The sequence below is a fragment of the Pseudomonas fluorescens genome, from assembly GCF_030344995.1.
In the GTDB taxonomy this organism is placed as follows: domain Bacteria; phylum Pseudomonadota; class Gammaproteobacteria; order Pseudomonadales; family Pseudomonadaceae; genus Aquipseudomonas; species Aquipseudomonas fluorescens_BF.
Genome location: NZ_CP128260.1, coordinates 4,493,810 through 4,519,976 on the forward strand (window position 1 = coordinate 4,493,810; position 26,167 = coordinate 4,519,976).

Sequence of the window (26,167 nt, forward strand, 5' to 3'; positions counted from 1 at the left end):
GTTTATATCTACGGACTTGCAATAGGCATTGCCAGTCTAATTTCCCGACGATATCTAACAACCTGACTGAAACTAACATTGCACTAAAACGCCATCATCCCTGATAACCCCGGGGATGATTCGATTGCCAGCGCCAGGTGTCGGTGACCATGTCCTGCAAGTTGCGCGTGGCTTTCCAGCCGAGTTCCTTCGCCGCCTTGGAGGCGTCGGCCCAGCTCTCGGCAATATCCCCGGAACGCCTTGGCATCACCCGGAAGGGCACCGGCTGCCCGCACGCCTGCTCGAAGGCCCGCAGCACCTGGAACACGCTGTAGCCGTCGCCGGTGCCGAGGTTCCAGGTATGAATGCCGGTGCGGTCGGCGATCGATTGCAGGGCTTTCAAATGCCCGTCCGCCAGATCCACCACATGGATGTAATCGCGCACGCCGGTGCCGTCGACCGTCGGGTAATCGTCGCCGAAGATCGACAATTCCTTCAGGCTGCCGACCGCCACCTGGCTGATGTAAGGCACCAGATTGTTGGGGATGCCATTGGGATCTTCGCCCATCTGGCCGCTGTGATGCGCGCCGATCGGGTTGAAATAGCGCAGCAGCGCAATGCTCCAGCGCGGTTCGGACTGGCACAGGTCGCGCAGCACGTTCTCGACGATCAGCTTGGACTGGCCGTAGGGATTGGTCGGATTGCCGGTCGGAAAATCCTCGCGGATCGGCATCTGCTCAGGCTCGCCGTAGACCGTGGCGGACGAGCTGAACACCAGCCGGAACACCCCCGCCGCCGCCATCGCCTGGCACAGCGTGATGCTGCCGCTGACGTTGGTTTCGTAGTATTCGAGCGGCTTGCGCACGCTCTCGCCCACGGCCTTGAGCCCGGCGAAATGCAGCACGGCATCGATGGCGTGCTGCTGGAAAATCCGGTCCAGCAGGGACCGGTCACAGACATCCCCGCGAATCATCAGCGCACTTTTGCCGCAAATGGCTTCCACCGCGTGCAAGGCGGCGTCGCTGCTGTTGCAAAGATTATCCAGAACTACAACTTCATAACCTGCTTCAAGTAGTGCAAGTGTGGTGTGCGAGCCGATATAGCCGGCGCCACCCGTTACCAGAATCTTCATAGCGCGGTCCATAAGTGGGAAAAGTGCCAACTCGCGTGTCAAGCGCTGCTTGTTTAATGTGTGTCTTGATTCACACAAACAGCGCGACAACAACCAAAAACAAAAACAGTTCAATCACTGGCTATAAATATTTTTACAAGCCAAACTGTATTGCCTGGTACTTATTAGCACTCCCGCGCATTCATCACTATCAACGGATGCCGACTAAAAATAACCAATAACTGTCAAACCGACATCTCATAACATTGTCGTGTTTTACACTCATTGCTATTTGCCACTCATCTCCCGAGTCAGGTATTAAAGTACAGCTTCAATAACTTGCAACCTTTCGTTATTGCAATAAACGATGGCAGTGCGCCATGAATGACCAGGAAACTTTTATGATCCGTAAATGTTTGTTCCCCGCTGCCGGTTATGGCACGCGTTTCTTGCCGGCCACCAAAGCCATGCCCAAGGAAATGCTGCCGATCGTCAACAAGCCGTTGATCGAATACGCCGTTGAAGAAGCACGGGACGCCGGCCTGCAACACATGGCCATCGTCACCGGACGGGGCAAGCGCGCACTGGAAGACCACTTCGACATCAGCTACGAACTCGAACACCAGATTCGTGGCACCGAGAAAGAGAAATTCCTGGCCGGCACTCGCGAGCTGATCGACACCTGCACCTTCTCCTACACCCGTCAGGTGGAAATGAAAGGCCTGGGCCACGCGATTCTCAGCGGCCGCCCGTTGATCGGCGACGAGCCCTTCGCCGTGGTGCTCGCGGACGACCTGTGCCTGAACCTCGAAGGCGACGGCGTGCTCACGCAGATGATCGAGCTGTACAAGAAATTCCGCTGCTCGATCGTCGCCATCCAGGAAGTCCCGCGCGACCAGACCCACAAGTACGGCGTGATCGCCGGCGAGGCGATTTCCGAGGGTATTTACCGGGTCAACCACATGGTGGAAAAACCGGCCCCGCAAGATGCACCGTCGAACCTGGCGATCATCGGCCGCTACATCCTCACGCCGGATATCTTCGACCTGATCGCCGACACCGAGCCGGGCAAGGGCGGCGAAATCCAGATCACCGACGCCCTGATGAAACAGGCGCAGAACGGTTGCGTGCTGGCCTACAAATTCAAGGGCCTGCGCTTCGACTGCGGCGACGCCGAGGGTTACCTGCAGGCGACCAACTTCTGCTACGAGAACGTTTACCTGAAGGGCCGCTGAGCGGCCCCCACTGATTCATTGCAGCACGCACATCCAACGAGGCAACCATGAACATTGCACAACATTCCGCAGAGATTGAACGTGAGGTGGACAACCTCGGGGTGATGAGCTGGTTATCCCGCCATCAGCCATTGCCCAGCGCCAATGGCCCGTGGCTGGGCACCCTGCTGCTGGTCGATCGCATCGGCGTGTTTCCCTCGTCCGGGGACATACGCCGACCGATGCGCGATCCCTATCCCCTGCTCGCCCACCTGAAACGGATTTACGGCGAACAGGCGCTGGAGGTCGATGACCGCGACGGCCTGAAAGTGATTTTCAGCGACTGGCGTTTTCGCGTGCGGATCTGCTGCAACGACCCGGCGATCATCGTCAACGTGGAAACCCGTTGCGTGACGCAGTTGATGCCGCAGAAAACCGCAGAGCTGCTGAGTCATCTGGATCTGTTCGACAACTGACGGCTACTTCGAAGTCTCGCCACAGTTGTCCTGTGGCGAGACTTTTTGCTGTCCGCCCACGACCCAACGATAGAAGTAATCGGCAATCACCCGCCCACCCGTGGCCGGCACCGGATGGATCTTGTCCGGCCCGATCATCGCTGCGGCGTAGCGTTTGACGTCGGTGCCGAACGCGCATTGCAGATTGGCGTAACCCAGACGCTGCTCACGGGCCCAGGGCTCGATGACCTGCGCATAAGCCGACATCGGATAGGCGCTGGAGCGTGTTGTGTCCTGGCGCAGGATCAGGTTGATGCTCGCCGCCGGCTGAATCTCGCGGAGCATGCCGACCAGCCCCTGAACGTTATGCAGGTATTGCTCGGGCTTCACGCCAAAACCCTGATCGTTGCCACCGAGCATGATCAGGTAAATGTCTGCGGGAATCTTCGAGACCACGGCTTTCCACTGCGCCTGCCAGCGAGCATCGTCGTGGTAGAAATCAGCGGACGCCGCGCCGGACGCGGCCAGTTTCGACACCCGAACCCCGTTCTGATCGTTGCTCAGCCACAGGCCGAACAAGGTTGGCGCACCCTTCAGCACTTCCAGTCTGAAAGCCCAGTCGGTGGCTGCCGACGTGCCAGGCAGCGGGACTTCCTGAACGCCCTCGCCTGCAAGTTTCAATGGCTGCCAGTCGGCGGAGGGTGACCAGCGATAACGCAATTCACTGGGCTCACCGTTGCCGAGGTAGAGCAGTTTCGCCTGAGTGACGGCGGTGTTGATGGCAGGCGTCGGACTGGCCTCGACTTGCAGCCAGGCGCCGGGGCGGCCGGTCACCGTGCGGCTGTCGGGGCTGGCCTGGCCGAGACTGGAGACCTGCCAGTCGCCGCCGAAGTATTTCTCGCTGCTGCGGGTGTACTTGAAATGCGTGCCGCCCAGCGCTGCGCCGTGGTTGAAGCCGACGTAACCCGGCCCGGCAAACCCGACCTCCCCGGCCACGCGTTGCACCAGTTTGTTCAGGTAGAAATCCTGCCCGGCGCTGTAGCTGTCGCCGATCACCGAGATCGACAACACCTTGCCGGCCTTGCCTTCACGCCACTGGCCAAACCGCTCGCGAGCGTCGCCGATCTGCACCACCGCCACCGGCGGGACATCATCAACAGCCAGCATGGATTGCGTCCTTCATCGAATCTGCGCCACCGGTGCGATGGTCGCCGCCGGTTTCTTTTTCGTCGCGGCACGTTCGCCGAGGAACAGCACGGAGGCGAAGTTGAACCGGCTGAAAATCATCGACAACAGCACCGGCCCGAGCAAGCCACACGTCACGCCGCAGAACACCAGTACGCTTTCGTCTTTCACACCCAAGCGGCCGAGAATCGAGCGCGACGTGGCGGCGAACAACACGTGAAACAGGAAAATCGCATAGGAATATCCGCCGAGCCAGGTCAGCGCCTTCGAGCGCATGTCACTCGACAGCAACGCGATGCACGACACACAGCCCACCGTCAGGCCGATCAGACTGCGGCGGTCGACGATCAGCTCGCGGTCCACCGACGCCACGTACAGCAGCGTCAGCGAGATCAGCACAAACACCAGCGGGCCGATCACCTTGAACGTCTGCTTCAGCTCGCTGACATTCTCCTGGCCGATCATGCCCGCCACGAAGAACGGCAGCAGATAAATCGCCCCGTTGATGCCGAACGCGTCCAGTGGAAACGGCGGCAACAGGAACACCGCCGCCGCGAACGCGAACAACAAATAGAGGCGCGTCGGTGTACGCAGCAGCCCACGCCATTCCAGCAGGCCGACGAACATGAAAATGATGAACACCGCCTGCAGGAACCAGAAGTGGTTGATCGGCACATAGAACGACAACAGCGCATCGACCACGCTGACGTCCTTGTTCACGCCCGGCCCCACAGCCTGCAATACCGAGAACGGCACACCCACGCAAAACAGCGGCACGATCAGGCGCCGCACCTTGCCGCTGAAGAACGCGGGAAAGTCGTTGCCGCGAATCTTGTAGATGGAATAGATGTAGCCGGAGATGAAGGTGAACAGCGGCATGCGCACGTACACCATCGAATCGGCGATCACCCGGAACGGCGAGCCGATGTCGATTTTCAAACCACCGCCCAACGGCCCGATCACGTGATAGAGCACCAGCAACAGGCACGCCAGGCCACGCAGGGTTTCGATCTCCAGGGACTTTTTCTTGCTCGACATAAAGCACCCGCCTCAATTCAGAATTCTTGATTCAACCTTCACCGGTTTGTTCGCCCGCAACATCAGACCCAGGCCCACGAACAACACCGGCACCACCATCGAAAAGTGCCGGGCGAACGAGCCGAAGTCCGGTTCGAACAAGCCCTGAACCAGCAGGAACGCCAGCGGAATCGCGATCAGTTCCTTGGGTTTGGTCTGGATCGGCGCGCCCTTGTAATCGGTCGAGGTGATGACCTTGAACAGCAGCAGCGCGGTCATGATCATCAACGCCACGAAGATCACCTGACCCGGCCCGGACAGCAGGATCAGCTCAACGGGGAACGACAACCGGAAGAAAATGATCATCGAGTCCAGGGCCTGCGAGACGAAGTCGCTGCCGCTGAGCCACGACACGATCAGCGATTTGGAACCCTCCTCGCCCGCCGTGCGCAGTTCGTTATTGCTGGCGCGAATCGACGACACCGGAAAGCCCAGCGCCAACTGGATCGCCATCGCAACCGCGAGATAGAACAGGAACAGCATCAGGAAGAAGGTCGTGCGCGACACGTATTTCTTCATCACGCAGACGCCGACCCAGGACAGCGAAAACAGGATCCAGTAGGGCCGGATCAGCACGCCGTAGATCACTGCCGAGAGGAAGAATCCGCCGCGATATTTGCGTGTCAGTGAGCTGAACAGAATGCTCAGCACCGCCACCGACACGATGATTTCCTTGGTCAGGTTTTCCAGGAAGAACGAACGCACGATGCCCCACAGGCACAGGGTTCCGAAGATGGTCAGCGGCATGCGCCGGAACACCACCACGGGAATCGCCGTGAGGAAAAAGTTGCAGAACATCCCGTAGGCCCAGGCGTTGGTCAGGTTGATCCCGGTGGGCCGCAACAGGAACGCCGAACACTCGTAGGACGAGCGATCCGGCGAGAACGGGTTCCAGAAATTACAGTTGTCGGCCCGGGCGTAGGACGACCACAGGGTCATCGCATCCGGGCCCGGATCGCGGGGAATCAGCAGCGGCATCGCCACCGACAGAAACAGCCCGGTGAACAGGATCAGGAACGACAGCGACGAATCGAGACGGCGGCCGCGAAACTCGATGCAAGGCAGTTTCAGGCCCATGACACGACAGCCTTTTTCGCGCGTGTGGCGCGAGTCAGCAGCGCAATCACGCCGAGCTGCACGATGATCGCGAAGACGTTGCCCCAGGCCGCGCCGTAAATCGAATAGTGCTTGATCAGCAGGTAACTGACCGGCACTGAAACCAGCAGACAAATGGCCGCGCTGGCGAGGGACACCCGACTGTTTTTCGAAGCGATCAACCCGCCCCAGACGATGTCACCAATGGCACGCAGGGCGAAGGAGAAAATCAGTACGCCGAGGATGCCGTTGTCCGGACGCGGAACGCTGGTGGCGACGTAATCGAGCACCACGTTGAAGAACAGATAAATCCCCACCGCGACCGCCGCCGATACCACCAGCGACCGCGCGACCCATTTGTTCACGAACAACTGCCGGACCGTGAACGGTTGCTGATCGGCCTGATAACGCTTGGCAAGCAGCGGAATGCCGACCACCGCCACCACCGCGTAAGACAACGCCTGCAAGGTGTTGGCCGCCGACCACGCGTACACGTATTTACCGAGGCTGGCGTAGGGTTCAAGGTCGATGATCAGAAAGCGTTCGGCGTACTGACTCAGGGCGATCAGGCCGGTGCCGAGGTAAAACGGCAGCCCGGCTTTCCACACTGCGGCAGTGGCCAGCGTCCCCTCTTCCCGCCCGCGATGAACACTCACTACGATCAGATAACCGGCGACGATCACCAGCACGTTGGCGATGACCCACAACCACAGCACGCTGGCGATTGCGGACACCCAGTCGAGCGCCATGCCGCCCACGGCCAGCAATGCCCAAAGGCCGGTCTTGATGAAGAACAGCAGCGCACCCGCCGTGGCTTTCTGCGCGGAGAACACGAACGAATTGATCTCGAACGACAGGTGTTCGGTGAGCAGCACCAGCGTCACGCAGGCGATCAGCGCGGCGGTCGCTTCCACCGACTGGAACAGCGAATAAATCACCACCGTCAGCACCGACAACGCCAGCCCCACGGCCAGGTACAGTAGCAGCACCTTGTCCACGACCCGGCGCGAACTGCCGCCCACGCTGATCAGCCGGTTGATCTCGGAACTGAAACCGACGCTGTAGAACTTCGACGCGATCAACGACGCCGCGACCACCACGCCGTAAAAACCCAGCGCCTCGTAACCGAGGTAATGGGTGATAGCGAGCACCAGCAAGAACTTCGCGCCCAATGCCCCGCCCCGCAGCAACAGCCGGAATATCATCGAATGACGCCCTTGATGATGTCGTCCATGGCCACGGTTTTCGCCTCGATCTCGCGGCAGGTGTCGGTCAGGCGTTTGCCGAAATTCGACAGCGCGTCAGGCGCGTAAACCGTGTCGATGATGGTGTCGACATTGATGTCGCCGCCGTTGATGACCCAGTCCTCGACGCCCATGTCCTGATAGGCACCGAAGCCTTTGCGTTCGTAGCTGATGTGGTACGCCGGCACACCCGACAGCAGCGATTCGATCGCGCCGTGCAAGCGTACGGAAATCACCAGGTCCGGTTGGTATTTGGCCAGCGTGGCCTTCAATGGCAGCAGGTCTTCGGTGATGCCCAGTTCGCGATAGAACGCGCCGTCATCGTTACCGCGCACGGCGCTCTGTACGGCGCAGACCACTTTGCTTTTGTTCTTCAAGCGCTGCAGCAGCACCTTCAAATTGGCCACGTAGGCGAGCTTCTTTTCCTTGCTCCATGCCGGCGGTTTGCGCAGCACGACGCACACGGTGGCCGGGGTCGAGGCGCAGCGGGTGAACTTGGGTTGCTGAAGGATCTTGCCGGCCAGCGCCTGCACCGCGAGGTCCGGTGCGCGGTAGACATTCTCGCAAGCATCGAACAACGCCGAGGAGCGGTTATCGCGCACGAACACCGCATCGGCGCTGGCGTAGTGGCCGACGATCTTGTCGCTGTCGCCGTGGAACGGCCCGATGCTTTGCGGCAGGTACACCGACGGCACTTTGCTGAGGATCGCGGTTTCCAGTTGCTTGGCGTGACCGAGTTTCAGCTTGATGTGCTCGAAGGCACTTTTCGAACGCATGTAGCCGCCACCGACACCGACGATCAGATCGGCTTTCTTCAACAGATCCGCCAGCCCCGCGTAGGACTGGTTGAGGAATACCGCCTCTTTGACCCGGCCCAGGCCCTTGGCCGCCATGACCGGCGCGTCGAAACGCGGGTGCGGCAGGTACTTGAAAGAGTCCGGATCGGACGCCACGACGCTGATCGCGGTGTCTTCGCCAAAGTTGCGCTGCACCAGCGCAATGGCCAGATCGACCAGCAGACCATCGCCGGAATTGGAGGCACTGTAGCCATGCAAAATCGTTACGTTCATGAGCGGAGTTCTACTTAATAAGAGGGAGCGGAATACACGTCGTAGGTCTGGCGGATCATCAACGCGGCGCTGAAACGCTCGCGGACGATGCGCCGACCTTCGATGCCGAGGGCCGACAACGCAGGCTTCTGGATTTTCTTCAGCCGATCGGCCAGCGCCTGGTGGTCACCGGCGGGGAACACGTAACCGGACACACCATGGGTGACCAGCTCGGGCAACGACGTGCAGTCGCTGGCGATCACCGGCAGGCCGAGCGCCATGCCTTCCAGCGGCACCATGGCAAAGCCTTCCCAGCGACTCGGGACGATCAGCGCATCGGCTTTCTGATACAGCGCGTGCACTTCGGTTGGCGTCACCCACGGCAGATATTCCACCCCGTCCAGCGGCGGACATTCGACGACGTCCTCGTTCACCGCACTGCCCACCACCGTCAGTTTCAGGTCGCTGCGCTGTGCTTCGGTGTAGGCCTTGAGCAACACGTCGAAGCCTTTCTGGTAGTCGAGGCGACCGACAAACAACAGATGAATCGGTGCCGGATCGTTGGCCTTGCGTTCGTCATTCTTGTGATCGATGCCGTTGTAGATCAGCGTCATGCGCTTGCGCTCGATGCCAAACTTCGCGGCCTTGTCCAGCTCGAACTGGCTGACGCAGATGATCGTGTCCGTAACCTTCTGCAACACCCGCTCGATCCACGCATAGACTTTCTGCTTGATCGGCGAGCTTTCCATCAGGAACGAAAACGCATGGGGGCAGTAGACGATTTTCGGCTTGCGCCACGGTCGCAGGAGCACGCACACGCAACGCCCGATCACCCCGGAAAAGGTGCTGTGCAGATGCACCACATCGGGTTTTTCCTTGAGCAGGACCCGCGCCATTTGCCAGGCAAAACGCAGCAGCGACGGCACGTTGCGCCCGCTTCGGGCGAAGGTGCGGATCTGCTGCTCATCGATGCCGTGCAGTTCTTTCTTCTGGTCGAGCGGGACCAGATACACCAGCTCATAGCGCCCGTCTTCCGGCGCCGCCGAAATCGTGCGGATGACCGTCGCCACCCCACCTTTGATCGTTTCCGCCACGTGCAGTATTTTTTTCACAACCCACCCACTTTCATGCCTGTAAGGACCGTCGCTGAGATTCAGGACTGGTCGGACGCGTATTCGTAGTTGTAATAGCTGCCGTTGCCGTAATAGCTGGCCGCGCGCTTCTCGACGCCGTTGAACACCGCGCCCTTCAACTCGATACCGTTCTGGGCGAAACGCCGGATCGTCATTTCGATTTCCTTGGCCGGGTTCACCCCGAACCGCGCGACGATCAGGCTGATGCCGGCTTCGCGACCGACAATCGCTGCATCGGTCACGGCCAGCAGCGGTGGCGTATCGATGATCACCACGTCATAGCGCTCGCTGAGTTGCGCCAGCAGTTCGCGGAAATTCGCATGCATCAACAGCTCGGAAGGGTTCGGTGGAACCTGGCCACGGCTGATGAAGTGCAGGTTGTCGACTTCGACCTTGTTGATCGCCTGATCGAGGGTGCAGCGCTTGACCAGCAGATCCGAAAGGCCGTTGGTGATCGGCGTGTTCAGCGTCTTGTGCAGATGCCCTTTACGCATGTCGGCGTCGATCAGCACCACGCGCTGCCCGCTCTGCGCCATGACCGCCGCGAGGTTGGAAGAGACGAAGGTCTTGCCGACCTGCGGGCTCGGGCCGGAAATCATGATGCGGTTGTTGGTCGAATCCAGCGCCGCGAAGTGCAGGCAGGTGCGCAGGCTGCGGATCGATTCGATGGACAAATCCGTCGGGTTGCGCAGGGCCAGCAGATACGCCGGCGTGTCTGCCGCGACTTTGGCCCGGACTTTCTTGCTGTCCTCTTCCTGTTGCAGGGCGCTGTAGGGAATCGACGCGTAGACCGGCAAGCCGAGCTGCTCGATGGCTTCCGGCCCTTCCAGGCCCTTGCTCAAGGATTTGCGCAACAGCACCAACGCCACGCCGACGAAGGCGCCGAGGAAGGTTGCGATCAGCACGATCAGGGCTTTTTTCGGTTTGACCGGGCTGGTCAGGTCGACGTCCGCCGTATCCACCAGACGCACGTTACCCACGGCACCGGCGCGGATGATGTCCAGCTCCTGGGATTTGTTCAGCAACTGGGTGTAGATCTGCGAGGCGACTTCGACATCGCGGGTCAGGTTGAGCAATTCCTGCTGCGTGGCCGGCAGGTCCTGAACCTTGCCCTCCAGCGAGCGCTGTTGCTGGGTCAATTCACCGATTTGGGTCATCAGTGCGCGATAGGCCGGGTGCTGTTTGGTGAACTTGCGATCCATCTCCGCCTGTTGCAGTTTCAGCTCGGAAATACGCGTTTCGAGCGCCACGGACTGGCCAAGCACCGATTGGGTTTCCAGCGAGATGTTCACGGTCTTGCCGTGGGTCTGGTAGGCGTTGAGCGCATCGCTGGCCTTGGCCAGATCACGTTTGACCTGCGGCAGCTGGCTTTGCAGGAAGGCCAGGCTCTGCGCGGCTTCGGCGGAGGTGCGGCGTACGTTCTGATCCACGTACAGCGAGGCGATCTTGTTGAGGATCTTCACCGCTTCGGCGGCGTCGCTGCTGGCCAGGGCCAGACGGATGATCCCCGATTCCTTGCCTTGCTCGGAGATGTCCAGCGCGTCCTGATAACCCTGGATGGTCACGATTCGTGGGTAACGCACCACTTCGAAACGCGTCCCGGGGTTGGCCAACAGTTGTGCGACCTGCCCTTCCACGCCGTCCTGCGCGAAGGCTTCGCCCGCCACGCCGTCGACCAGCAGGTTGTCGTTGTCGTCGAGCAGTTGGAAACGATGTTGTTCGCCGGCGATCAAGATGAGTTTCTTGCCCAGCAGTTCCTTGGGCAGATTGAGCTTGGCAAACTCCAGGCGTTCACCGCCCCAGGCGTAGCTGCTCAGGCCGAAACGCGGCGGCGAGACGCTGAGTTCGGTCTCACCGCGATAGCGTCGGGAAAGGAAGCCGCCGATCAGCGGAAAGGTATTGGGGGTAACGTCGATATCCAGGCGCAGGTCGTCGACTGTCTTGCCGATCACCGCGCGGGATTTGATGATGCCGATTTCGGTCACCGACGGCGATTGCCCGCCGAGCATGCTGTTGAGGTCGGAAAAACCAAGCATGTCGTTCTTTTTCGGTTCGACCTGCACCAGCGCGTTGGCCAGATACACCGGCGTGGCCAAGATCGCATAAGCCACACCGGTCATCATGAACGCGCCGGTGAACGCACCGATCAACCATTTCTGATCGATCAGGCTGCCGAATATGCCGAGAAGATCAATACTGTCTTGATCGTTGTCGCGGGTGCCGATTACTGACGGTAACTGCATAAGTCTTTCTTACCATTCACTGAACTGAAGAATATTGATCAACGCGCCAGGCGTTGCGCCCATGAGCTAACAGCATCTTCAATCAATGCATGGGCATGAATAAAAGCGGCCTGCCCCTGACGATACGGGTCCTGTATTTCTCGTTCGCTCTGCCACTTGCCCAGCAGAAACACTTTGCCCCTGGCGTGAGAGGCAATCTTCAGTACTTGATTAACATGTTGTTTTTCCATGACCAGAATCAGGTCTGATTCATTGACGATGTCCGCTGTCAGTTGCCGCGCCGTGAACCCTTCGGCACTGTGGCCGCGCTCTTCCAGCACCTGGCGCGCGTTGGACTCCATGCCTTCGCCGACCCGAGCGGACAGGCCTGCGGAGGTCACGCTGATCGCCGAGGGTGTCAGTGCATTGCGCAACAGAAGTTCCGCTGTCGGACTTCGGCAGATATTGCCTACGCAAACGACAAGAATCTTTTTGAACAAGGTTTACTTTCCCGTGTAATGTCAATCGGCCAACATGCCTTGCAAATTCGAATGAACCTGCAAGACCTTCCTTCACTCGGAAATAGATTCACCCGTTAATACCGATGCATTAAGTACCACGGCCTTTAAAAGTCCCCCAACCAGAATTACCGGACTAAAAATAACTGTGATTTTCAGGTCGAAGTTTTCCGACAAAAAATAACATTCGTGCACTTAGCCTCTTTATTGCCCTCGAAACCTGTGTAACGAGATAACCCTTCGCTAGATGTCATTCTCATCAGGAGAGCCGACATGAAATCAGCACATCTCAAACATCTTGGTGCCGCCGCCCTGTTGATGCTCAGTGCAGCCGCGCAGGTTCACGCCAGTGCTTTATTCCCGTCACTGCCCGCCAGAACCATTGGCGTTCAGGTCAAGATCCAGAACTTCACCCCGGCCGACGCCCAGCAGATCAAGTCGGCCGGGTTCAGTTTTGTACGCTTCGGCGTGTGGAGCGACAGCCTCGGCGCCAAGGCCTATCAGAAACAGATCAGCGATGCGTTCGCGGCGGCGCGAGCCGCCGGATTGCCGGTCTTGATGACCGTGCGCGCCACCAAACCGTTGACCGGTGACCTGGCGAGCGCCGGTGAAGCCTTCGCCAACGCGGTGACCGGGCTTGAGCAAGCCTGGAGCGCTCAACTGGTGGGAATCGAGATCTGGAATGAGCCGGATCTCGACACCTACTGGCCCACTGGAGACTTCAAAAACACCTTCGTGCCGTTCATGACGGCCATGTGCAAGACGCTGCAAGGCAAGCCGCAATCGACGCCCCTGGTGGGATTCGGTTTCGCCCGCCCGCCGACGGCCGGCTCCGCCTCGACCGTGGCACTCAACAGCATCCTCGGCACTTATCCTGAGTGTCTGGATGCCATTTCCTACCACCCCTACGGCATGACCGCGACGCAGATCAGCAACGCGCAGACCTTCATCCAGCAAAACTTCCATTTGCCGGGCGTCATCAGTGAATGGGGCATTTCGGCGCTCGCCTCGAACGGCGGGCCGGACGGGCAAGCCAGTAAAATCTCTGCGTTCATTGCCGATGTTAAAAAACTCAACATCCCGCTGACGTCGATTTACGAATGGAAGAACAGCGATTCGGGCAGTAACGACCGGGAGAAGAATTTCGGCCTGCTGACCTCCGACGGCCAGTCGAAACCGGCGCAAACGGCGGCCTCGACCCAGCTCAACGCCGAATAGGCGCTGCGCAACGGGTCGGTTGCTTTGAACCTGTGGTCCTTTTTGGCATCGTATTGATCGATAACGCGCCCCGCCTTTCAAACAGCCGTTTTCAGGTTGTTGCCTGCGGAGCGCTCGATACGCCGACATACCCTTGAGTGGCTGTCGACGCTCGGGTAATGTCACCACACCCATAGGACAGAGCACGCTCATGACTTCCAAGCTGGAACAACTCAAACAGTTCACCACCGTCGTGGCCGACACCGGCGACTTCGAAGCGATTGCCCGGGTCAAACCGGTCGACGCCACCACCAACCCTTCCCTGCTGCTCAAGGCAGCGGCGATTCCGGCCTACGCCGAACTGCTGAACGCCAGCGTGCGCGACTGCAAGGGCGATGTCGGCCTGGCCAGCGACCGTTTCGGCGTCGCGGTCGGCCAGGAAATCCTCAAGGTCATTCCGGGCCGCATCTCCACCGAAGTGGATGCGCGCCTGTCGTTCGACAAGGACGCGATGCTCAAGCGTGCGCACCGTCTGATCGAGCTGTACGACAAGGCCGGCGTCGGCCGTGACCGCGTGCTGATCAAGATCGCCTCGACCTGGGAAGGTATCCGCGCTGCCGAAATCCTCGAGAAGGAAGGCATCCAGACCAACCTGACCCTGCTGTTCTCCTTTGCTCAGGCCGCTGCCTGCGCCGATGCCGGTGTGTTCCTGATCTCGCCGTTCGTGGGCCGCATCTACGACTGGTACAAGAAGGCCAACGGTAACGACTACACCGGTGCCGACGATCCGGGCGTGCAGTCCGTGACACGTATCTACAACTACTACAAGGCCAATGACTACAAGACCGTGGTCATGGGCGCGAGCTTCCGCAACCTTAATCAGATCGAGCAACTGGCCGGCTGCGACCGCCTGACCATCAGCCCGGACCTGATCGAGAAACTGGCAGCCGACACCGGCAAACTGGAACGCAAACTTGCTCCGGGCCATGCCGGCGAAGCGCGCCTGAGCCTCAACGAAGCGCAATTCCGCTGGTTGTCCAACGAAGACGCGATGGCCACCGAGAAACTGGCCGAAGGCATCCGTCAGTTTGCCCGCGACCAGGAAAAACTCGAGGCGCTGCTGCAAGCCAAGCTGTAATCGGCCAAGCGCAAACGCAAAAAGGGCGCCCCCTCACAGGGTCGCCCTTTTTTGTGCCTCGCGGTCTGGCTGATCAGTGCCGTTCGAGGGCATTCACCAGGTCATGGAAGGCTTCGCGGTTGGAGTCGTTCAGGCCCATGAGGATCTTGTGCGCTTCGAGCACCTTGATCCGCACCACCTCTTCCGACTGATCCTGGTCCGGCAGGTCATCGAGGCATTCCGGGCAGGGCACGGGATGGTTGACGATATTGAACACCTGCTCGAAACCCATCGACTGCAACAGACGGGTGATGTCCTCGTGGGTGGTGACCACGGTCGGCAGCAGGCCGACCTTCTGCCGCGACAGGATCGACAGTTTGGCCAGCAGGCCCAACGTGGTGCTGTCGATGCTGCGGGTTTCGGTCAAATCGATCACGATCGCGTTGAAATTCAGCGCGGTGAAGATTTTTTCAATAGTCGCATCCAACGCCGAACACAGGGTCAGGCGAACTTCACCGACGAACTTCAGGACGAAGGTGCCATCCTGCTCGGCGAACTGGATTCTACCGGTACTCATTAAAGATTCCTGCTCAACACCAACAGGGCGATATCATCCGGCATCTCCCCTAGCGTGGCCAATCCAAAAACCTGCCGCAGACCATCCAGGCTGCCGCCCGCCGACTTCACCTTTTGCGGTAAAGCGGCTTCTTTTTCTTTGAGCGTGGGTTCTGGCAAAAGATCCAGAATGCCATCAGACATCAGCGTCAGGCTGAACGTCGGTGGCAGCTCGAGCACGTGGTCTTCGTAGGTGGCTTCGTTGAAAAGCCCCACGGGCAGACCGCGCCCCTCGAGGTAGCGAACACTGTCAGGCGTGTACAACACAGGCAACGGCAGATGGCCGCCGATGCTATAGGTCAACAAACCGGTCTCCTCGTCGATGACTCCACCGACCATTGTGACGTGTTTACCCAGCTTACAACTGATCAGCCCCCGGTTGATATGACCGAGGACTTCCGAAGGCTTGAATTCCGGCAGCGTGCCGTTGCGCTTGGATTCGAACAGCAAGCGCGTGGTCATGAACTTCAGCAGCACGGTGACGAACGCCGAAGAGGCACCATGACCCGATACGTCCGCCAGGTAGAACGCCACCCGGCGCTCGTCGACCCGGAAGTAGTCGACAAAATCACCCGACAGGTACAGCGACGGGATGATCTGGTGCGCGAACCTGAATTCGTCGATGGCCCACGGACTTTCCGGCAGCATGTTCATCTGCACCTGGCGACCGGCGTTCTGGTCTTCCTGGAGCAGGTTCAGACTGGCTTCGAGTTCGCGGTTGGCCTTTTCCAGTTTCTCGCGGTAGCGCTGATTTTCCAGCAGCAGACGCGCACGATCCAGGGCCCGGCGCACGGAGTGCTCGAGCACCGCCAGATCTTCGAGAGGCTTGATCAGGTAATCCGCCGCGCCCAGGCGCAGGGCCTCGACCGCGTCGTTCATCACGCCGGCGCCCGAGACCACTATCACCGGTGTCTGCGGTGACCGCTCAGTGACCTGACGGATGAGTTCGAGACCGCCCATCTGCGGCATGCGCAGATCGCAGATGACCAAGTCGGGCGTGTCTTGCTCGAATACCTGAAGACCCTGCTGGCCGTTACTGGCCTGCAAGACGCTGAAACCACTGTCTTCCAAATAGGCCGCGAGGCTCGCGCGCACTACTTCGTCATCATCGATTATCAGCAGCGTGGCACTGGTTTTTGGCATGTGGGCAAACGGCGCCAGAATTAGGTTGGCGTAGCAGGCGGGGCAACGGCCCGGCGCAGACTACTGGATTCGCTTTCTAGCCTCTCTGCTGCACCGCTTCGGAGCGTTTGCCCCGCACACGGTTGCACCAGAGGTGCCCTTCTAAGGCGCAGACGGTACTCCCATCCTTCGACCGTTTCAAGCATGCGCCGATGGTCGCTTGGAGACTTTGTTTGTCAAATCACTCGCAGTTATAAGAACGGCTTCAACCGTAACCCAATCATTGGACGCGCCCACAAAAAAGGCGACCTCGCGGTCGCCCTTTTATACCGATCAATCGAGATCAGAAATCGTCTTCGACCTGCCCGTCCTTGACCTTGAACTCGCGGTTCTGCAGGTAGGCGTTGCGGATGAAGGTGTACTTGTCACCGCTGATCAGCTTCTCGCTGGACAGCAGGCTGGCGCGGGTGTCGACGATGTTCAGGCCGAAAATCGAGTTACGCACGGGCACGTCGTTGATGTAGCGGTACGGGCCGGTGTAGCTGTCGACATACTTGGACGGTGCATCGCGCAGGGTACTCGGGCCCAACAGCGGCAGCATCACGTAAGGACCGCTGCCGACACCCCAGTAGCCGAGGGTCTGGCCGAAGTCTTCATCGCTGCGGGTAAGGCCCATTTTTGTGCCGACGTCGAAGAAACCGAGCAGGCCGAACGTGGTGTTGAAGATCAGGCGAGCGGTGTCTACGCCTGCGGCAGCCGGTTTGGCCTGAAGAATGTTGTTCGCCAGGTTGGTGACATCACCGACGTTGCGGAACATGTTGTGGATGCCGTCTTCCAGGAATTGCGGAGTAACAAATTCATAGCCCTGCGCCAGAGGCTTCAGCGCATAGGTGTCGACGAAATCGTTGAACTCGAAGATCGGACGGTTGACGCTTTCCCAAGGGTCTTCTTCCGTTGCGGCCTGAGCGGCGAACGGCACCAGCATCACGCTGGCACATACACAAAGCTGAGCAAGAGGATGGCTCCAGCGCATAGAAAACTCCTTGGATAGTACGAACGCAGCACCTGGGCCGCGGCGATAAGTGCGTCAGTATAAGACGGAAACGCTACTTTAGGCAGTTCCCCGGTTAATCCCTCTGTAGGACGCTTCGTCATTCGCCTGTCATGCAACTGTCACCGATATTGCCTAGCCTGATCGCTATTTCAGGGACGTTTTCCATGCCTCAAGCCGAAGCCTTGCCCCTCACGGCACCGACGCTGACCGCCGTGCTCTTCGGACTCAGCGGCTGTCTGGTGGACTTCGGCGCCCGCGCCCGCCATCACACCAGTGTCGGTCCGGAACACGCCGACGTCACACCCGGCGCCCTCGACAGTCTGCGCAGCCTTCAGCGCCAGCAAATTCCCTGTGCCTGGCTCGATGAACTGTCCACGGCCTGTACTCAAGTCCTTTCATCGGCGCTGCCTGACTGGATCAAACCGTCGCAACATTCGGCAACAATCAATCCATGGCCGGCGCCCAATGCCTGCTGGCAAGCGTTGATGGGCTTGAATGTCGATCGCCTCGACGGTTGCGTGCTGGTCAGCGGTGAACCGCGCCTGCTGCAATCGGGCCTCAATGCCGGGCTGTGGACCATTGGCCTGGCGTCCTGCGGCTCACTGTGCGGCCTGGCGCCGAGCGAATGGCAGGCCCTGAACCAGAAGGAACGCGAACAATTGCGCGGCAAGGCGACAGTGCAACTGTTCGGCCTGGGCGTGCACTCGGTGATCGATCATCTGGGCGAACTCGACACTTGTCTGGCGGACATCAGCCTGCGTCGTCTCAAAGGCGAAAAGCCCTGACCGGGATCATGCAGGTTGGCCAAGAGTGGATTAGTCTTGAGGAGAGCCATAGACCTTTGGCGCACGACTGCGGTCTATGCCAGTGCCTCTCGATAAAAGGAAACAACCATGCCCGCTCAAGAACTGCAAAAACAGCTCAATGCCCTGCGCGAGCAACTGGATCAGACTCCGCCGCTCACCGAAGAAGAGCGCGAACATCTGCACGACCTGATGGCGCAGATCGAATCCGAGATAAAACTGGAACAGTCCACTCAGGAAAACAGTATCGCCGATGGTGTGAACCTGGCGGTCGAACGCTTTGAACTCGAACACCCGACCATCGCCGGTGCTCTGCGCAATATTGCTACTACCCTGCACAGCATGGGCATCTGAAACCCGCGAATGCAAAAAAGCCCTGCCATTACTGGCAGGGCTTTTTCATGTCCGCGTTGCGGGTTACTGACGAACCAGACGATGGTTCGGCAGTTGCACGCTTTCAGTGCTGCGATACGGGTTGATGTCCAGCCCGCCCCGGCGCACGTAACGCGCGAATACTGTAAGTTTTTCCGGTTTCAGCAGGCGCTGCAGGTCGAGGAAGATCCGCTCCACGCACTGCTCGTGGAAATCCGAGTGCTGACGGAAGCTGACGATGTATTCCAGCAGGCTGGCGTGATCCAGCGCCGCGCCACGGTACTCCACCACCACGCTGCCCCAGTCCGGCTGGCTGGTCACCGGGCAGTTGGATTTGAGCAGATGACTGTGCACGCTCTCCTCCACCACCCGCGAATCGTCGCAGCGCAGCAGTTCGGGACGCGGGTGTTCGTAGTTGCTGACGCTGATGTCCAGATCGTCGATGCACACACCCGGCAACGCCACGACGCCTTCAGCTTCGACGTCTTTCAGGCTGCGAACCCGCACGCCCACCGGTTTGCCGGCTGCGGCGGACAAGTCCTTGACCAGCGTCTCTTCCAGGCTCGCGATATCGGCAAACGGCGTCTGGTTCAGCGAGTTCAGGTACAGCTTGAATGACTTGGACTCGATGATGTTCGGCGAATCTGCCGGAATGCTGAACTCACCGATCGCCACCACCGGTTTGCCCGACGGCAGCAGCCACGACAGTTCGAAGCAGTTCCAGAAATCCACGCCTTTATACGGCAGGGTTTCGGCGGTCAGGCCCAGCTCGGCCCATTTCGCGGTGCGCGGGATCGGGAACAGCAAGGACGGCGTGTACGTGGCGATGTATTCGCTGGATTTGCCCAGCGGCGAATGTTCGGCTGCGGGATGCATGGCGGAAACCTGACTGAAGAATCAGCGGATTCTACCAGCCTTTGCTCCCGCCTTTGAGTGCTTACTGACTGACAGTCAGTTTGCCGACCATTCCGGCCTGGTAATGCCCGGGAATGTTGCAGGCAAATTCCAGGTTCACCGCTTTGCTGAAGGTCCAGGTCAGCTCGGCGGTCTTGCCCGGTTCCACCAGTACGCTGTTGGGGTCGTCATGCTTCATGCCGTGGCCCATCGAGCTGTGATCCATGCCCGCCATGTCGTGGGACATTTTCTTCATACCGGTCGGCGTCAGCATGCCGCTTTGCTGCATCTGCAACATTTCCTGCTGATGTTTTGCATGCATCGCCGCGTCGCCGAGGTTGAATTCGTGCAGCAACCGGCCTTTATTCACCAGCACAAAACGAACGGTCTCACCGGCCTTGATCTCGATCGCCTTCGGATCGAAGCTCATGTCGCCCATCACCACTTCAATGCTGCGGGTGGCCTTGGCCGCCGGGGCCGGCTGGCCGAAGTCATAGGTGTGCGCCGGCGATGCCCACAGCGGCGAACTCAGCGCCAGCAGACACGCGGCAAGGGCCAGACGGTTACGCAAAAACATAGTCGTACTCCAACAAATCAAGGGTCAGCCTGTGGGAAACTCTAGCCCGCCTGCGCTGGCAGCGACCTGACAGGGAGATTACAACTTTGTCAGGTTGGCGCTCACCGCGTGAGCCCACGGTATAACGTCCTCGTTCCCGCTACCCGAGTCGCCCATGAAACTGCTGATCGTCGAAGACCAACCGAAAACCGGCCAGTACCTGCGCCAGGGCCTGACCGAGGCCGGTTTCAACACCGAACTGGTGGCCGACGGCACCACCGGCCAGCAATTGGCGTTGAGTGGCGACTATGCGCTGCTGATCCTCGACGTGATGCTGCCCGGTCGCAATGGCTGGCAGATCCTGCAAGCGGTGCGCAGCGCCGGTCTGGAAACGCCGATCCTGTTTTTGACCGCCAAGGACACCGTGGAAGACCGGGTTCACGGCCTGGAACTGGGCGCCGATGATTATCTGGTCAAACCGTTCGCGTTCTCCGAATTACTGGCGCGGGTGCGCAGCCTGTTGCGCCGGGGCAGCTCCACGCCTCAGGAAACCAGCCTGCGTCTGGCCGATCTGAGTCTGGACCTGATTCGCCGCCGGGTCGAACGCAGCGGCCAACGCATCGACCTCACCGCCAAAGAATTCGCCTTGCTGGAGATGCTCCTGCGCCGCCAGGGCGAAGTGCTGCCCAAATCGCTGATCGCCTCGCAGGTCTGGGACATGAACTTCGACAGCGACACCAATGTGATCGAAGTAGCGATTCGTCGACTGCGCCTGAAGATTGATGACGACTTCCCCAACAAGCTGATCCACACCGTGCGCGGCATGGGTTACGTCCTTGAAGAGCGTGCCGACTGATGCGCCGAGTGTCCTTGAGCGGTCGGCTGGCGCTGTTGTTTGCAGGCTGCACTGCAGTGGTTTCGTTGGTCGCCGGAGTCGTCTTCAATCGTGCCAGCGAAGGGCACTTCATCGAGCTCGACCAGCAACTGCTCGAAGGAAAGCTGCTCAGCGTGCGTCAGACACTGTTGAGTGGAAGCGACGCTGCGCACATCACCGACGAATTGAGCCAGCAGGGCGATGTCTCGCTGCGCATCAACGGTCCTGAAGGGCAGCGCTGGTTCGGCCGCTCATTGCAGGCCCCGGCGAATCTCCCGCTGCAGCCTGGCCTGGCCACCATCAACGACAACGGCACGGACTATCGTCTGCTCAACGCCGCGCTTGAACCGGAAAAACCGGATTCCCCGCAATTGACCTTGCTGCTGGACATCACCCACCACCAGCACTTTCTGCAACGCATGCAGCACCTGATCTGGCTGACCGTCGGCCTTTCGGCGCTGGCCACTGCGCTGCTTGGCGCCTGGGCCGCTCGCAGCGGTCTTCGTCCGTTACGCCGTATGAGTGCGGTGGCACGTGGGATTTCGGCGCAGTCGCTGAATGCCCGACTGCCGGAAGCCCGGATGCCCGCAGAACTCGCGGAATTGGCCCACAGCTTCAACGCCATGCTCGGACGTCTCGATGACTCTTTTCAGCGACTGTCAGCGTTCTCTGCCGACATCGCCCATGAGTTGCGAACACCGCTGTCAAACCTGCTGACCCACACGCAGGTCACCCTCACCCGCCCTCGCCCCCTCGAAGACTATCGCGAAGCGTTGCACAGCAACCTTGAAGAGCTGCAATGGATGGCGCAGTTGGTCAACGACATGCTTTATCTGGCCAAGGCTGACCACGGTTTGCTGGTGCCCAAGCGTGAACCGCTGGAGCTGGCGGAAGAAGCCGATGCGTTGCTGGAGTTTTTTGCGCCGCTGGCCGAAGACGCTGAGGTCAGCCTGAGCCGTGACGGTGCGGGGCGGTTCAAGGGGGATCGCGCGATGTTGCGCCGGGCGCTGTCGAATCTGCTGAATAACGCGTTGCGCTTTACCCCTGCTAACGGCGAAGTGCGCGTTCGGGTGGCCGAACAGGTGAAATCCTTGAGCGTGACGGTGGAGAACAGTGGCGAGGGGATATCTGCCGAGTTGTTGCCGCGCTTGTTCGACCGGTTCTACCGGGCAGATCCGGCGCGCCAGGAAGGCAGCAGCGAACATGCGGGATTGGGGCTGGCGATTACTCAGTCGATCATCCGGGCCCATGGCGGGCAGATTCATTGCGAATCGGCTCAGGGCTGGACGCGGTTTGTGATTGAGTTGCCGAAAAACGCTTGAGGCCGGCAATGCCGGCCTCAATGGGGGAACTTACGAATAGCGCAACGCGTGCGCCGGTTCGATCTTCGCCGCCCGCCACGCCGGGTAAACCGTGGCCAGGAAGCTGAGGATGAAGCCCGCCGAGCAGATCAGCAGCACGTCGCCGCCCTGCAATTCCGATGGCAGGTTGCTGACGAAATACACGTCCGAACTGAAGATGTGCTGCCCGGTCACGCGCTCGACCCAGCCGACCATCTCACTGACGTTCAGCGCGGCAATCACACCCAGCACGCCACCGATGATGGTGCCGACGATGCCGATCACCGTGCCCTGCACCATGAAGATCGCCATGATCTGCCGTGGTGTGGCGCCGATGGTACGCAGGATCGCGATATCCGCGCCCTTGTCGTTCACCACCATGATCAGGGTCGCGATGATGTTGAACGCCGCCACCGCGACAATCATCAACAGCAACAGGCCGATCATGGTTTTTTCCATCTTCATCGCGCTGAACAGGCTGCCCTGGGTGTGGGTCCAGTCGTCAGCCTTGAAATCGGCGCCGAGGCCGCTGGCAATGTCCGACGAAACCTTCGGCGCGGCGTACAGATCCTTCACCGCCAGACGCACGCTCTGCACCTGATTCGGCTCCCAGTGCTGCATGGTCGCGGCGTCAGAGACGTGGATCAGGCCCATGGAACCGTCGAGTTCGGCACCGACCTTGAACACGCCGACCACGTTCAGGCGCTGCATGCGCGGGGTGATGCCGCCCGGCGCGGTGCTGACTTCCGGCACGATCAGAGTGATCTTGTCGCCGACATTGAGGCGGAAACGCCGGGCGGTGATTTCGCCAAGCACCACACCGAACTCACCCGGTTTCAAGGCATCGAGACGGCCCTGAACGATGTGCTGAGCAACGATCGACACCTTGCCTTCCTGGGCCGGATCGACACCGCTGATCTGGATCGGCTGCATCATGCCCTTGTAGGACAGCATGCCTTCCATCTCGGTGAACGGCACGGCGGCCGTCACTTCCGGGTTCTTCATCGCGGCGGCGGCCACTGGCTGCCAGTCGTCGATCGGCTTGACGCCGACGATGGTCGCGTGAGGCACCATGCCGAGGATGCGCGAGCTCATTTCACGCTGGAAGCCGTTCATCACCGACAGCACCACGATCATCGCCAGCACGCCGAGGGCGAGGCCGATCATCGAGGTCATCGAAATGAACGAAACAAAGCGATTGCGGCGCTTGGCGCGGGTATAGCGCGTGCCGATAAAGATCGATAACGGTCTGAACATTCGCTGGGGCACCGTATAAAAATAAAAGACCCGATGCCTTTTCAGGCATCGGGTTTCAACGCGTCAGATTGGCGTCAGGCAGCCTTCATTGAGGTGCAGGACGCGGTCCATCTGGCGAGCCAGGTTCATGTCGTGAGTCACCACCAGAAACGCTGTGCGCATCGAAGTGCTGAGTTCCAGCATCAGATCCTGAATGCCTTCGGCGGTATGGGAGTCGAGGTTGCCGGTCGGCTCGTCGAGCATCACCAGGCCCGGATTGTTCACCAGTGCGCGGGCGATGGCCACACGTTGGCGTTCGCCACCGGACAGTTCCGCCGGTTTGTGTTCCAGACGATGACCCAGACCAACCCGCTCCAGCAACGCCGTGGCACGCTGACGCGCTTCCGGGATCGCGGTCTTGCCGATCAGCAACGGCATGCAGACGTTTTCCAGCGCGGTGAATTCCGGCAGCAAATGGTGGAACTGGTACACGAACCCGAGGGCGCGGTTACGCAGCAGGCCACGCTTCTTCTCGCTCAGCGCCGACAGTTCTTCACCGTCGAGCCAGACACCGCCCTTGGTTGGCGTGTCGAGGCCGCCCAGCAGGTTGAGCAAGGTACTTTTGCCCGAACCGGATTTGCCGACGATCGCCACCCGCTCACCCGGATGCAGTTCCAGTTGCAGGTTGGCCAGCACTTCCACCGACTCCGGGCCTTCCTCGTAGGACTTGCCCAGGTTGCGGCAGCTCAAGATTGCTTTTTCACTCATGCCCGACTCACTCATAACGTAGCGCCTCCGCCGGCTGGGTGCGCGCGGCACGCCAGGCTGGATACAGGGTGGCGAGGAAACTCAGGACCAACGCAGCGGCGCAGACCATGACCACGTCCTGGCTCTGCACCTGCGACGGCAGGTAATCGATGAAATACACGTCGGCGTTGAGGAACTTGTGTCCGATCACACCTTCGAGGGCCGAAATCGCGGCGCTGACGTTGAGCGCGGCGAAGATCCCGACCACAGCGCCGATGGCCGTACCAACCACGCCGATCACCGTGCCCTGCACCATGAACGTACGCATAATCGTGCCCGGCGTGGCGCCCAGCGTGCGCAGAATCGCGATGTCGCCCTTCTTGTCGTTCACCACCATCACCAGTGTGGAAATGATGTTGAACGCAGCAACCGCGACGATCAGCAGCAACAGCAGGCCGATCATGGCTTTTTCCATGCGAATCGCCTGATACAGATTGCCGTGGGTACGGGTCCAGTCGCGGGCATAGTAACGGTCTTCACCGAGCTGCTGGGCGATATTCCAGGCCACACGCGGCGCCTGGAACAAGTCGTCGAACTTCAGACGCAGGCCCTGCACCTGATCAGGCTTCCAGCGATGCATCTTCGCCAGATCCTGCAAGTTCGTCACGCCCAGGTAACCGTCCAGTTCACCGGCGCCGACATGGAAGATGCCGACCACGGTGAAGCGCTTCATGCGCGGGAACATCCCGGCCGGGGTCACGCTGACCTCCGGTGCGACGAAGGTGATCTTGTCACCGAGGCCCACGCCGAGCTTGGTCGCGGCCTTGTCGCCGATCACGATGCCGAAGCTGCCCGGCGTCAGATCGTCGAGTTTGCCCTGCTTCATGAAGTTGTCGATGATCGAGACGTTGCGTTCCAGCGCCGGATCGATGGCATTGAGCAACACCTTGGACACCTGGCCGTTATTGGTCAGCAACCCCTGCATCTGGGTGAACGGCGCGACGGCCGCCACCTGCGGGTTCTGCTTGACCTTGGCGGCCAGGCTCGGCCAGTCGTTGATGGCTTCACCGGACTCGATGGTCGCGTGGGGCACCATGCCCAGCACGCGGGTGCGCATCTCATGATCGAAGCCGTTCATCACCGACAGCACCACGATCATCACGACCACGCCAAGGGCGAGCCCGATCATCGAAGTCAGGGAAATGAATGACACAAAATGATTGCGACGCTTTGCACGGGTATAACGCGTGCCGATAAATACGAAGAGAGGTCTGAACATGTCGGGGCTTGTTCGGAGGGAAAAGGAACGTCCTTGTGGCGGGGGTCGATAACCAGCTTTACACTCAGACCACCGCCGCTACCATGGGTTCGCCATGTCGACATTAGATGAAGAAGATCGCCGCGAATACTACCGTATCGAGGACATGATCGCACTGGAAATTCGGCCCCTGTCCGCTCCCGAAGCCGCAGGCCAGGAAGTGTTGCAGGATGCTTCCCCACTGTTCAACCTGCTCAGCGAACTGCACCTGAGCGAATTCGAGTCGCAACACCTGCTGCGCCAGATCAGTGAACGCGACCGCGCCATCTCGGCGTTCCTGAAATCCCAGAACAAACGCATCGACCTGCTCAGCCAGGTGGTCGCCCTGACCGTGCTCGGCCATATCGGCGAGCCGCAACCGGTGATCATCTCCGAGGGCGGCATCGACTTTCAGCACCCGACCCCGATCGCCACCGGCGCCCACCTGTCGGTGAAACTGGTGCTGATGCCCCAGGCGCTTGGCCTGTTGCTGCGCGCCCGCGTGACCCATTGCGACCGCAAGGGCGACGGCTACGACGTCGGCACCGAGTTCGAACACCTGACCGACGCCCAGCGCCAGTTGCTCGCCCGCTATATCTTGCAGAAGCAGGCCCAGGAACGACGTCTGGCCCGCGAACAGAACGAATCAGGCATTTAAATT

Annotated in this window: 26 protein-coding genes; 9 read left to right on the forward strand and 17 right to left on the reverse strand. The window is 59.9% G+C overall.

The genetic code is table 11. The features are described 5' to 3' along the window. Positions 1 to 94: 94 nt before the first annotated feature. Positions 95 to 1,111 (reverse strand): UDP-glucose 4-epimerase GalE, encoded by a 1,017-nt coding sequence (galE, locus tag QR290_RS20065; RefSeq protein ID WP_289203448.1) that lies wholly within the window; start codon positions 1,109 to 1,111, stop codon positions 95 to 97. Positions 1,112 to 1,491: 380 nt separating this feature from the next. Here galE and galU point away from each other — a divergent pair, with 380 nt between their 5' ends. Both galU and QR290_RS20075 read left to right on the forward strand, forming a co-directional pair. Continuing rightward, positions 1,492 to 2,325 (forward strand): UTP--glucose-1-phosphate uridylyltransferase GalU, encoded by an 834-nt coding sequence (galU, locus tag QR290_RS20070; protein WP_011335161.1) that lies wholly within the window; start codon positions 1,492 to 1,494, stop codon positions 2,323 to 2,325. A gap of 47 nt (positions 2,326 to 2,372) precedes the next feature. Beyond that, the gene (locus tag QR290_RS20075) at positions 2,373 to 2,780 is read left to right on the forward strand and encodes a mannose-1-phosphate guanylyltransferase (RefSeq protein WP_085608230.1); all 408 of its coding nucleotides are present in this window, start codon (positions 2,373 to 2,375) and stop codon (positions 2,778 to 2,780) included. 3 nt (positions 2,781 to 2,783) lie between these two features. Here the strand turns inward: QR290_RS20075 and QR290_RS20080 are convergent, their stop codons facing one another. From QR290_RS20080 to QR290_RS20115, 8 genes are read right to left on the reverse strand one after another with little or no spacing between them, the layout of a single operon-like run. Further along, the gene (locus tag QR290_RS20080; RefSeq protein ID WP_289203449.1) at positions 2,784 to 3,926 is read right to left on the reverse strand and encodes an SGNH/GDSL hydrolase family protein; all 1,143 of its coding nucleotides are present in this window, start codon (positions 3,924 to 3,926) and stop codon (positions 2,784 to 2,786) included. Positions 3,927 to 3,938: 12 nt separating this feature from the next. Then, the gene (locus tag QR290_RS20085; RefSeq protein WP_289203450.1) at positions 3,939 to 4,982 is read right to left on the reverse strand and encodes an acyltransferase family protein; all 1,044 of its coding nucleotides are present in this window, start codon (positions 4,980 to 4,982) and stop codon (positions 3,939 to 3,941) included. A 12-nt stretch (positions 4,983 to 4,994) separates the two neighbouring features. Next, positions 4,995 to 6,098: a hypothetical protein gene (locus QR290_RS20090; RefSeq protein WP_007951624.1), complete on the reverse strand. Its 1,104-nt coding sequence runs from the start codon at positions 6,096 to 6,098 to the stop codon at positions 4,995 to 4,997. Next, on the reverse strand, positions 6,089 to 7,321 hold the full coding sequence (locus QR290_RS20095; RefSeq protein WP_289203451.1) for a polysaccharide biosynthesis C-terminal domain-containing protein: 1,233 nt from the start codon (positions 7,319 to 7,321) through the stop codon (positions 6,089 to 6,091). The genes QR290_RS20090 and QR290_RS20095 overlap by 10 nt, the downstream gene beginning before the upstream one ends. Next, positions 7,318 to 8,430, reverse strand: a complete 1,113-nt coding sequence (locus QR290_RS20100) for a polysaccharide pyruvyl transferase family protein (RefSeq protein ID WP_289203452.1) — start codon at positions 8,428 to 8,430, stop codon at positions 7,318 to 7,320. Before QR290_RS20100 ends, QR290_RS20095 begins: the two co-directional genes overlap by 4 nt. 14 nt (positions 8,431 to 8,444) lie before the next feature. Next, positions 8,445 to 9,521, reverse strand: coding sequence for a glycosyltransferase (locus QR290_RS20105; protein WP_289203453.1), 1,077 nt, complete (start codon positions 9,519 to 9,521; stop codon positions 8,445 to 8,447). A gap of 41 nt (positions 9,522 to 9,562) precedes the next feature. Beyond that, positions 9,563 to 11,785, reverse strand: coding sequence for a polysaccharide biosynthesis tyrosine autokinase (locus QR290_RS20110; protein ID WP_289203454.1), 2,223 nt, complete (start codon positions 11,783 to 11,785; stop codon positions 9,563 to 9,565). Positions 11,786 to 11,823: 38 nt separating this feature from the next. After that, positions 11,824 to 12,264 (reverse strand): low molecular weight protein-tyrosine-phosphatase, encoded by a 441-nt coding sequence (locus QR290_RS20115; protein WP_115078639.1) that lies wholly within the window; start codon positions 12,262 to 12,264, stop codon positions 11,824 to 11,826. Between the two features lie 291 nt (positions 12,265 to 12,555). On the opposite strand from QR290_RS20115, the gene QR290_RS20120 reads away from it, so the two are divergent. Both QR290_RS20120 and tal read left to right on the forward strand, forming a co-directional pair. Further along, positions 12,556 to 13,500, forward strand: coding sequence for a glycosyl hydrolase family 5 (locus tag QR290_RS20120; RefSeq protein WP_289203455.1), 945 nt, complete (start codon positions 12,556 to 12,558; stop codon positions 13,498 to 13,500). A gap of 190 nt (positions 13,501 to 13,690) precedes the next feature. Then, positions 13,691 to 14,617, forward strand: a complete 927-nt coding sequence (gene tal, locus QR290_RS20125) for a transaldolase (protein ID WP_007951616.1) — start codon at positions 13,691 to 13,693, stop codon at positions 14,615 to 14,617. Between the two features lie 73 nt (positions 14,618 to 14,690). Here tal and rssC read toward each other — a convergent pair whose 3' ends face one another. From rssC to QR290_RS20140, 3 genes are all read right to left on the reverse strand, one after another. Beyond that, positions 14,691 to 15,173 carry an anti-sigma factor antagonist RssC gene (gene rssC, locus QR290_RS20130; RefSeq protein WP_003226553.1) on the reverse strand — a complete coding sequence of 161 codons (483 nt, stop codon included), beginning with the start codon at positions 15,171 to 15,173 and terminating at the stop codon, positions 14,691 to 14,693. After that, complete coding sequence (gene rssB, locus QR290_RS20135) at positions 15,173 to 16,354, reverse strand: two-component system response regulator RssB (protein WP_041475374.1); 1,182 nt, start codon at positions 16,352 to 16,354, stop codon at positions 15,173 to 15,175. Before rssB ends, rssC begins: the two co-directional genes overlap by 1 nt. A 322-nt stretch (positions 16,355 to 16,676) precedes the next feature. Further along, positions 16,677 to 17,366: an MlaA family lipoprotein gene (locus QR290_RS20140; protein WP_115078641.1), complete on the reverse strand. Its 690-nt coding sequence runs from the start codon at positions 17,364 to 17,366 to the stop codon at positions 16,677 to 16,679. A gap of 185 nt (positions 17,367 to 17,551) precedes the next feature. Between QR290_RS20140 and QR290_RS20145 the strand changes: the two genes are divergently transcribed. Continuing rightward, positions 17,552 to 18,172, forward strand: coding sequence for an HAD family phosphatase (locus QR290_RS20145; RefSeq protein WP_115078642.1), 621 nt, complete (start codon positions 17,552 to 17,554; stop codon positions 18,170 to 18,172). Positions 18,173 to 18,280: 108 nt separating this feature from the next. Then, on the forward strand, positions 18,281 to 18,544 hold the full coding sequence (locus QR290_RS20150; RefSeq protein WP_115078643.1) for a DUF4404 family protein: 264 nt from the start codon (positions 18,281 to 18,283) through the stop codon (positions 18,542 to 18,544). A 63-nt stretch (positions 18,545 to 18,607) separates the two neighbouring features. Here the strand turns inward: QR290_RS20150 and queF are convergent, their stop codons facing one another. After that, entirely contained in the window at positions 18,608 to 19,438 is an 831-nt protein-coding gene (gene queF, locus QR290_RS20155; protein ID WP_115078644.1) for an NADPH-dependent 7-cyano-7-deazaguanine reductase QueF, read from the reverse strand. Between the two features lie 61 nt (positions 19,439 to 19,499). Then, positions 19,500 to 20,033, reverse strand: coding sequence for a copper-resistant cuproprotein CopI (gene copI / locus QR290_RS20160; protein WP_289203456.1), 534 nt, complete (start codon positions 20,031 to 20,033; stop codon positions 19,500 to 19,502). A gap of 154 nt (positions 20,034 to 20,187) precedes the next feature. Between copI and QR290_RS20165 the strand changes: the two genes are divergently transcribed. Together QR290_RS20165 and QR290_RS20170 are read left to right on the forward strand one after the other, a co-directional pair. After that, the gene (locus tag QR290_RS20165) at positions 20,188 to 20,868 is read left to right on the forward strand and encodes a heavy metal response regulator transcription factor (RefSeq protein ID WP_011335179.1); all 681 of its coding nucleotides are present in this window, start codon (positions 20,188 to 20,190) and stop codon (positions 20,866 to 20,868) included. Further along, the gene (locus QR290_RS20170; protein ID WP_289203457.1) at positions 20,868 to 22,208 is read left to right on the forward strand and encodes a heavy metal sensor histidine kinase; all 1,341 of its coding nucleotides are present in this window, start codon (positions 20,868 to 20,870) and stop codon (positions 22,206 to 22,208) included. The genes QR290_RS20165 and QR290_RS20170 overlap by 1 nt, the downstream gene beginning before the upstream one ends. Before the next feature lie 30 nt (positions 22,209 to 22,238). Here QR290_RS20170 and QR290_RS20175 read toward each other — a convergent pair whose 3' ends face one another. From QR290_RS20175 to QR290_RS20185, 3 genes are all read right to left on the reverse strand, one after another. Further along, positions 22,239 to 23,483: a lipoprotein-releasing ABC transporter permease subunit gene (locus tag QR290_RS20175; RefSeq protein WP_011335181.1), complete on the reverse strand. Its 1,245-nt coding sequence runs from the start codon at positions 23,481 to 23,483 to the stop codon at positions 22,239 to 22,241. 63 nt (positions 23,484 to 23,546) lie between these two features. Continuing rightward, positions 23,547 to 24,230 carry a lipoprotein-releasing ABC transporter ATP-binding protein LolD gene (gene lolD / locus QR290_RS20180; protein ID WP_178081301.1) on the reverse strand — a complete coding sequence of 228 codons (684 nt, stop codon included), beginning with the start codon at positions 24,228 to 24,230 and terminating at the stop codon, positions 23,547 to 23,549. A gap of 7 nt (positions 24,231 to 24,237) precedes the next feature. Continuing rightward, on the reverse strand, positions 24,238 to 25,488 hold the full coding sequence (locus QR290_RS20185; protein ID WP_289203458.1) for a lipoprotein-releasing ABC transporter permease subunit: 1,251 nt from the start codon (positions 25,486 to 25,488) through the stop codon (positions 24,238 to 24,240). 94 nt (positions 25,489 to 25,582) lie between these two features. Here QR290_RS20185 and QR290_RS20190 point away from each other — a divergent pair, with 94 nt between their 5' ends. Next, the gene (locus QR290_RS20190; RefSeq protein WP_289203459.1) at positions 25,583 to 26,164 is read left to right on the forward strand and encodes a PilZ domain-containing protein; all 582 of its coding nucleotides are present in this window, start codon (positions 25,583 to 25,585) and stop codon (positions 26,162 to 26,164) included. Positions 26,165 to 26,167: the final 3 nt, after the last annotated feature.

Excerpts from the sequence above, each read along its gene's own strand:
- galE (WP_289203448.1), bottom strand. The coding sequence starts at position 1,111 with ATGAAGATTCTGGTAACGGGTGGCGCCGGCTATATCGGCTCGCACACC.
- galU (WP_011335161.1), top strand. The coding sequence starts at position 1,492 with ATGATCCGTAAATGTTTGTTCCCCGCTGCCGGTTATGGCACGCGTTTC.
- QR290_RS20075 (WP_085608230.1), top strand. The coding sequence starts at position 2,373 with ATGAACATTGCACAACATTCCGCAGAGATTGAACGTGAGGTGGACAAC.
- QR290_RS20080 (WP_289203449.1), bottom strand. The coding sequence starts at position 3,926 with ATGCTGGCTGTTGATGATGTCCCGCCGGTGGCGGTGGTGCAGATCGGC.
- QR290_RS20085 (WP_289203450.1), bottom strand. The coding sequence starts at position 4,982 with ATGTCGAGCAAGAAAAAGTCCCTGGAGATCGAAACCCTGCGTGGCCTG.
- QR290_RS20090 (WP_007951624.1), bottom strand. The coding sequence starts at position 6,098 with ATGGGCCTGAAACTGCCTTGCATCGAGTTTCGCGGCCGCCGTCTCGAT.
- QR290_RS20095 (WP_289203451.1), bottom strand. The coding sequence starts at position 7,321 with ATGATATTCCGGCTGTTGCTGCGGGGCGGGGCATTGGGCGCGAAGTTC.
- QR290_RS20100 (WP_289203452.1), bottom strand. The coding sequence starts at position 8,430 with ATGAACGTAACGATTTTGCATGGCTACAGTGCCTCCAATTCCGGCGAT.
- QR290_RS20110 (WP_289203454.1), bottom strand. The coding sequence starts at position 11,785 with ATGCAGTTACCGTCAGTAATCGGCACCCGCGACAACGATCAAGACAGT.
- QR290_RS20120 (WP_289203455.1), top strand. The coding sequence starts at position 12,556 with ATGAAATCAGCACATCTCAAACATCTTGGTGCCGCCGCCCTGTTGATG.
- tal (WP_007951616.1), top strand. The coding sequence starts at position 13,691 with ATGACTTCCAAGCTGGAACAACTCAAACAGTTCACCACCGTCGTGGCC.
- rssC (WP_003226553.1), bottom strand. The coding sequence starts at position 15,173 with ATGAGTACCGGTAGAATCCAGTTCGCCGAGCAGGATGGCACCTTCGTC.
- rssB (WP_041475374.1), bottom strand. The coding sequence starts at position 16,354 with ATGCCAAAAACCAGTGCCACGCTGCTGATAATCGATGATGACGAAGTA.
- QR290_RS20140 (WP_115078641.1), bottom strand. The coding sequence starts at position 17,366 with ATGCGCTGGAGCCATCCTCTTGCTCAGCTTTGTGTATGTGCCAGCGTG.
- QR290_RS20145 (WP_115078642.1), top strand. The coding sequence starts at position 17,552 with ATGCCTCAAGCCGAAGCCTTGCCCCTCACGGCACCGACGCTGACCGCC.
- QR290_RS20150 (WP_115078643.1), top strand. The coding sequence starts at position 18,281 with ATGCCCGCTCAAGAACTGCAAAAACAGCTCAATGCCCTGCGCGAGCAA.
- queF (WP_115078644.1), bottom strand. The coding sequence starts at position 19,438 with ATGCATCCCGCAGCCGAACATTCGCCGCTGGGCAAATCCAGCGAATAC.
- copI (WP_289203456.1), bottom strand. The coding sequence starts at position 20,033 with ATGTTTTTGCGTAACCGTCTGGCCCTTGCCGCGTGTCTGCTGGCGCTG.
- QR290_RS20165 (WP_011335179.1), top strand. The coding sequence starts at position 20,188 with ATGAAACTGCTGATCGTCGAAGACCAACCGAAAACCGGCCAGTACCTG.
- QR290_RS20170 (WP_289203457.1), top strand. The coding sequence starts at position 20,868 with ATGCGCCGAGTGTCCTTGAGCGGTCGGCTGGCGCTGTTGTTTGCAGGC.
- QR290_RS20175 (WP_011335181.1), bottom strand. The coding sequence starts at position 23,483 with ATGTTCAGACCGTTATCGATCTTTATCGGCACGCGCTATACCCGCGCC.
- lolD (WP_178081301.1), bottom strand. The coding sequence starts at position 24,230 with ATGAGTGAAAAAGCAATCTTGAGCTGCCGCAACCTGGGCAAGTCCTAC.
- QR290_RS20185 (WP_289203458.1), bottom strand. The coding sequence starts at position 25,488 with ATGTTCAGACCTCTCTTCGTATTTATCGGCACGCGTTATACCCGTGCA.
- QR290_RS20190 (WP_289203459.1), top strand. The coding sequence starts at position 25,583 with ATGTCGACATTAGATGAAGAAGATCGCCGCGAATACTACCGTATCGAG.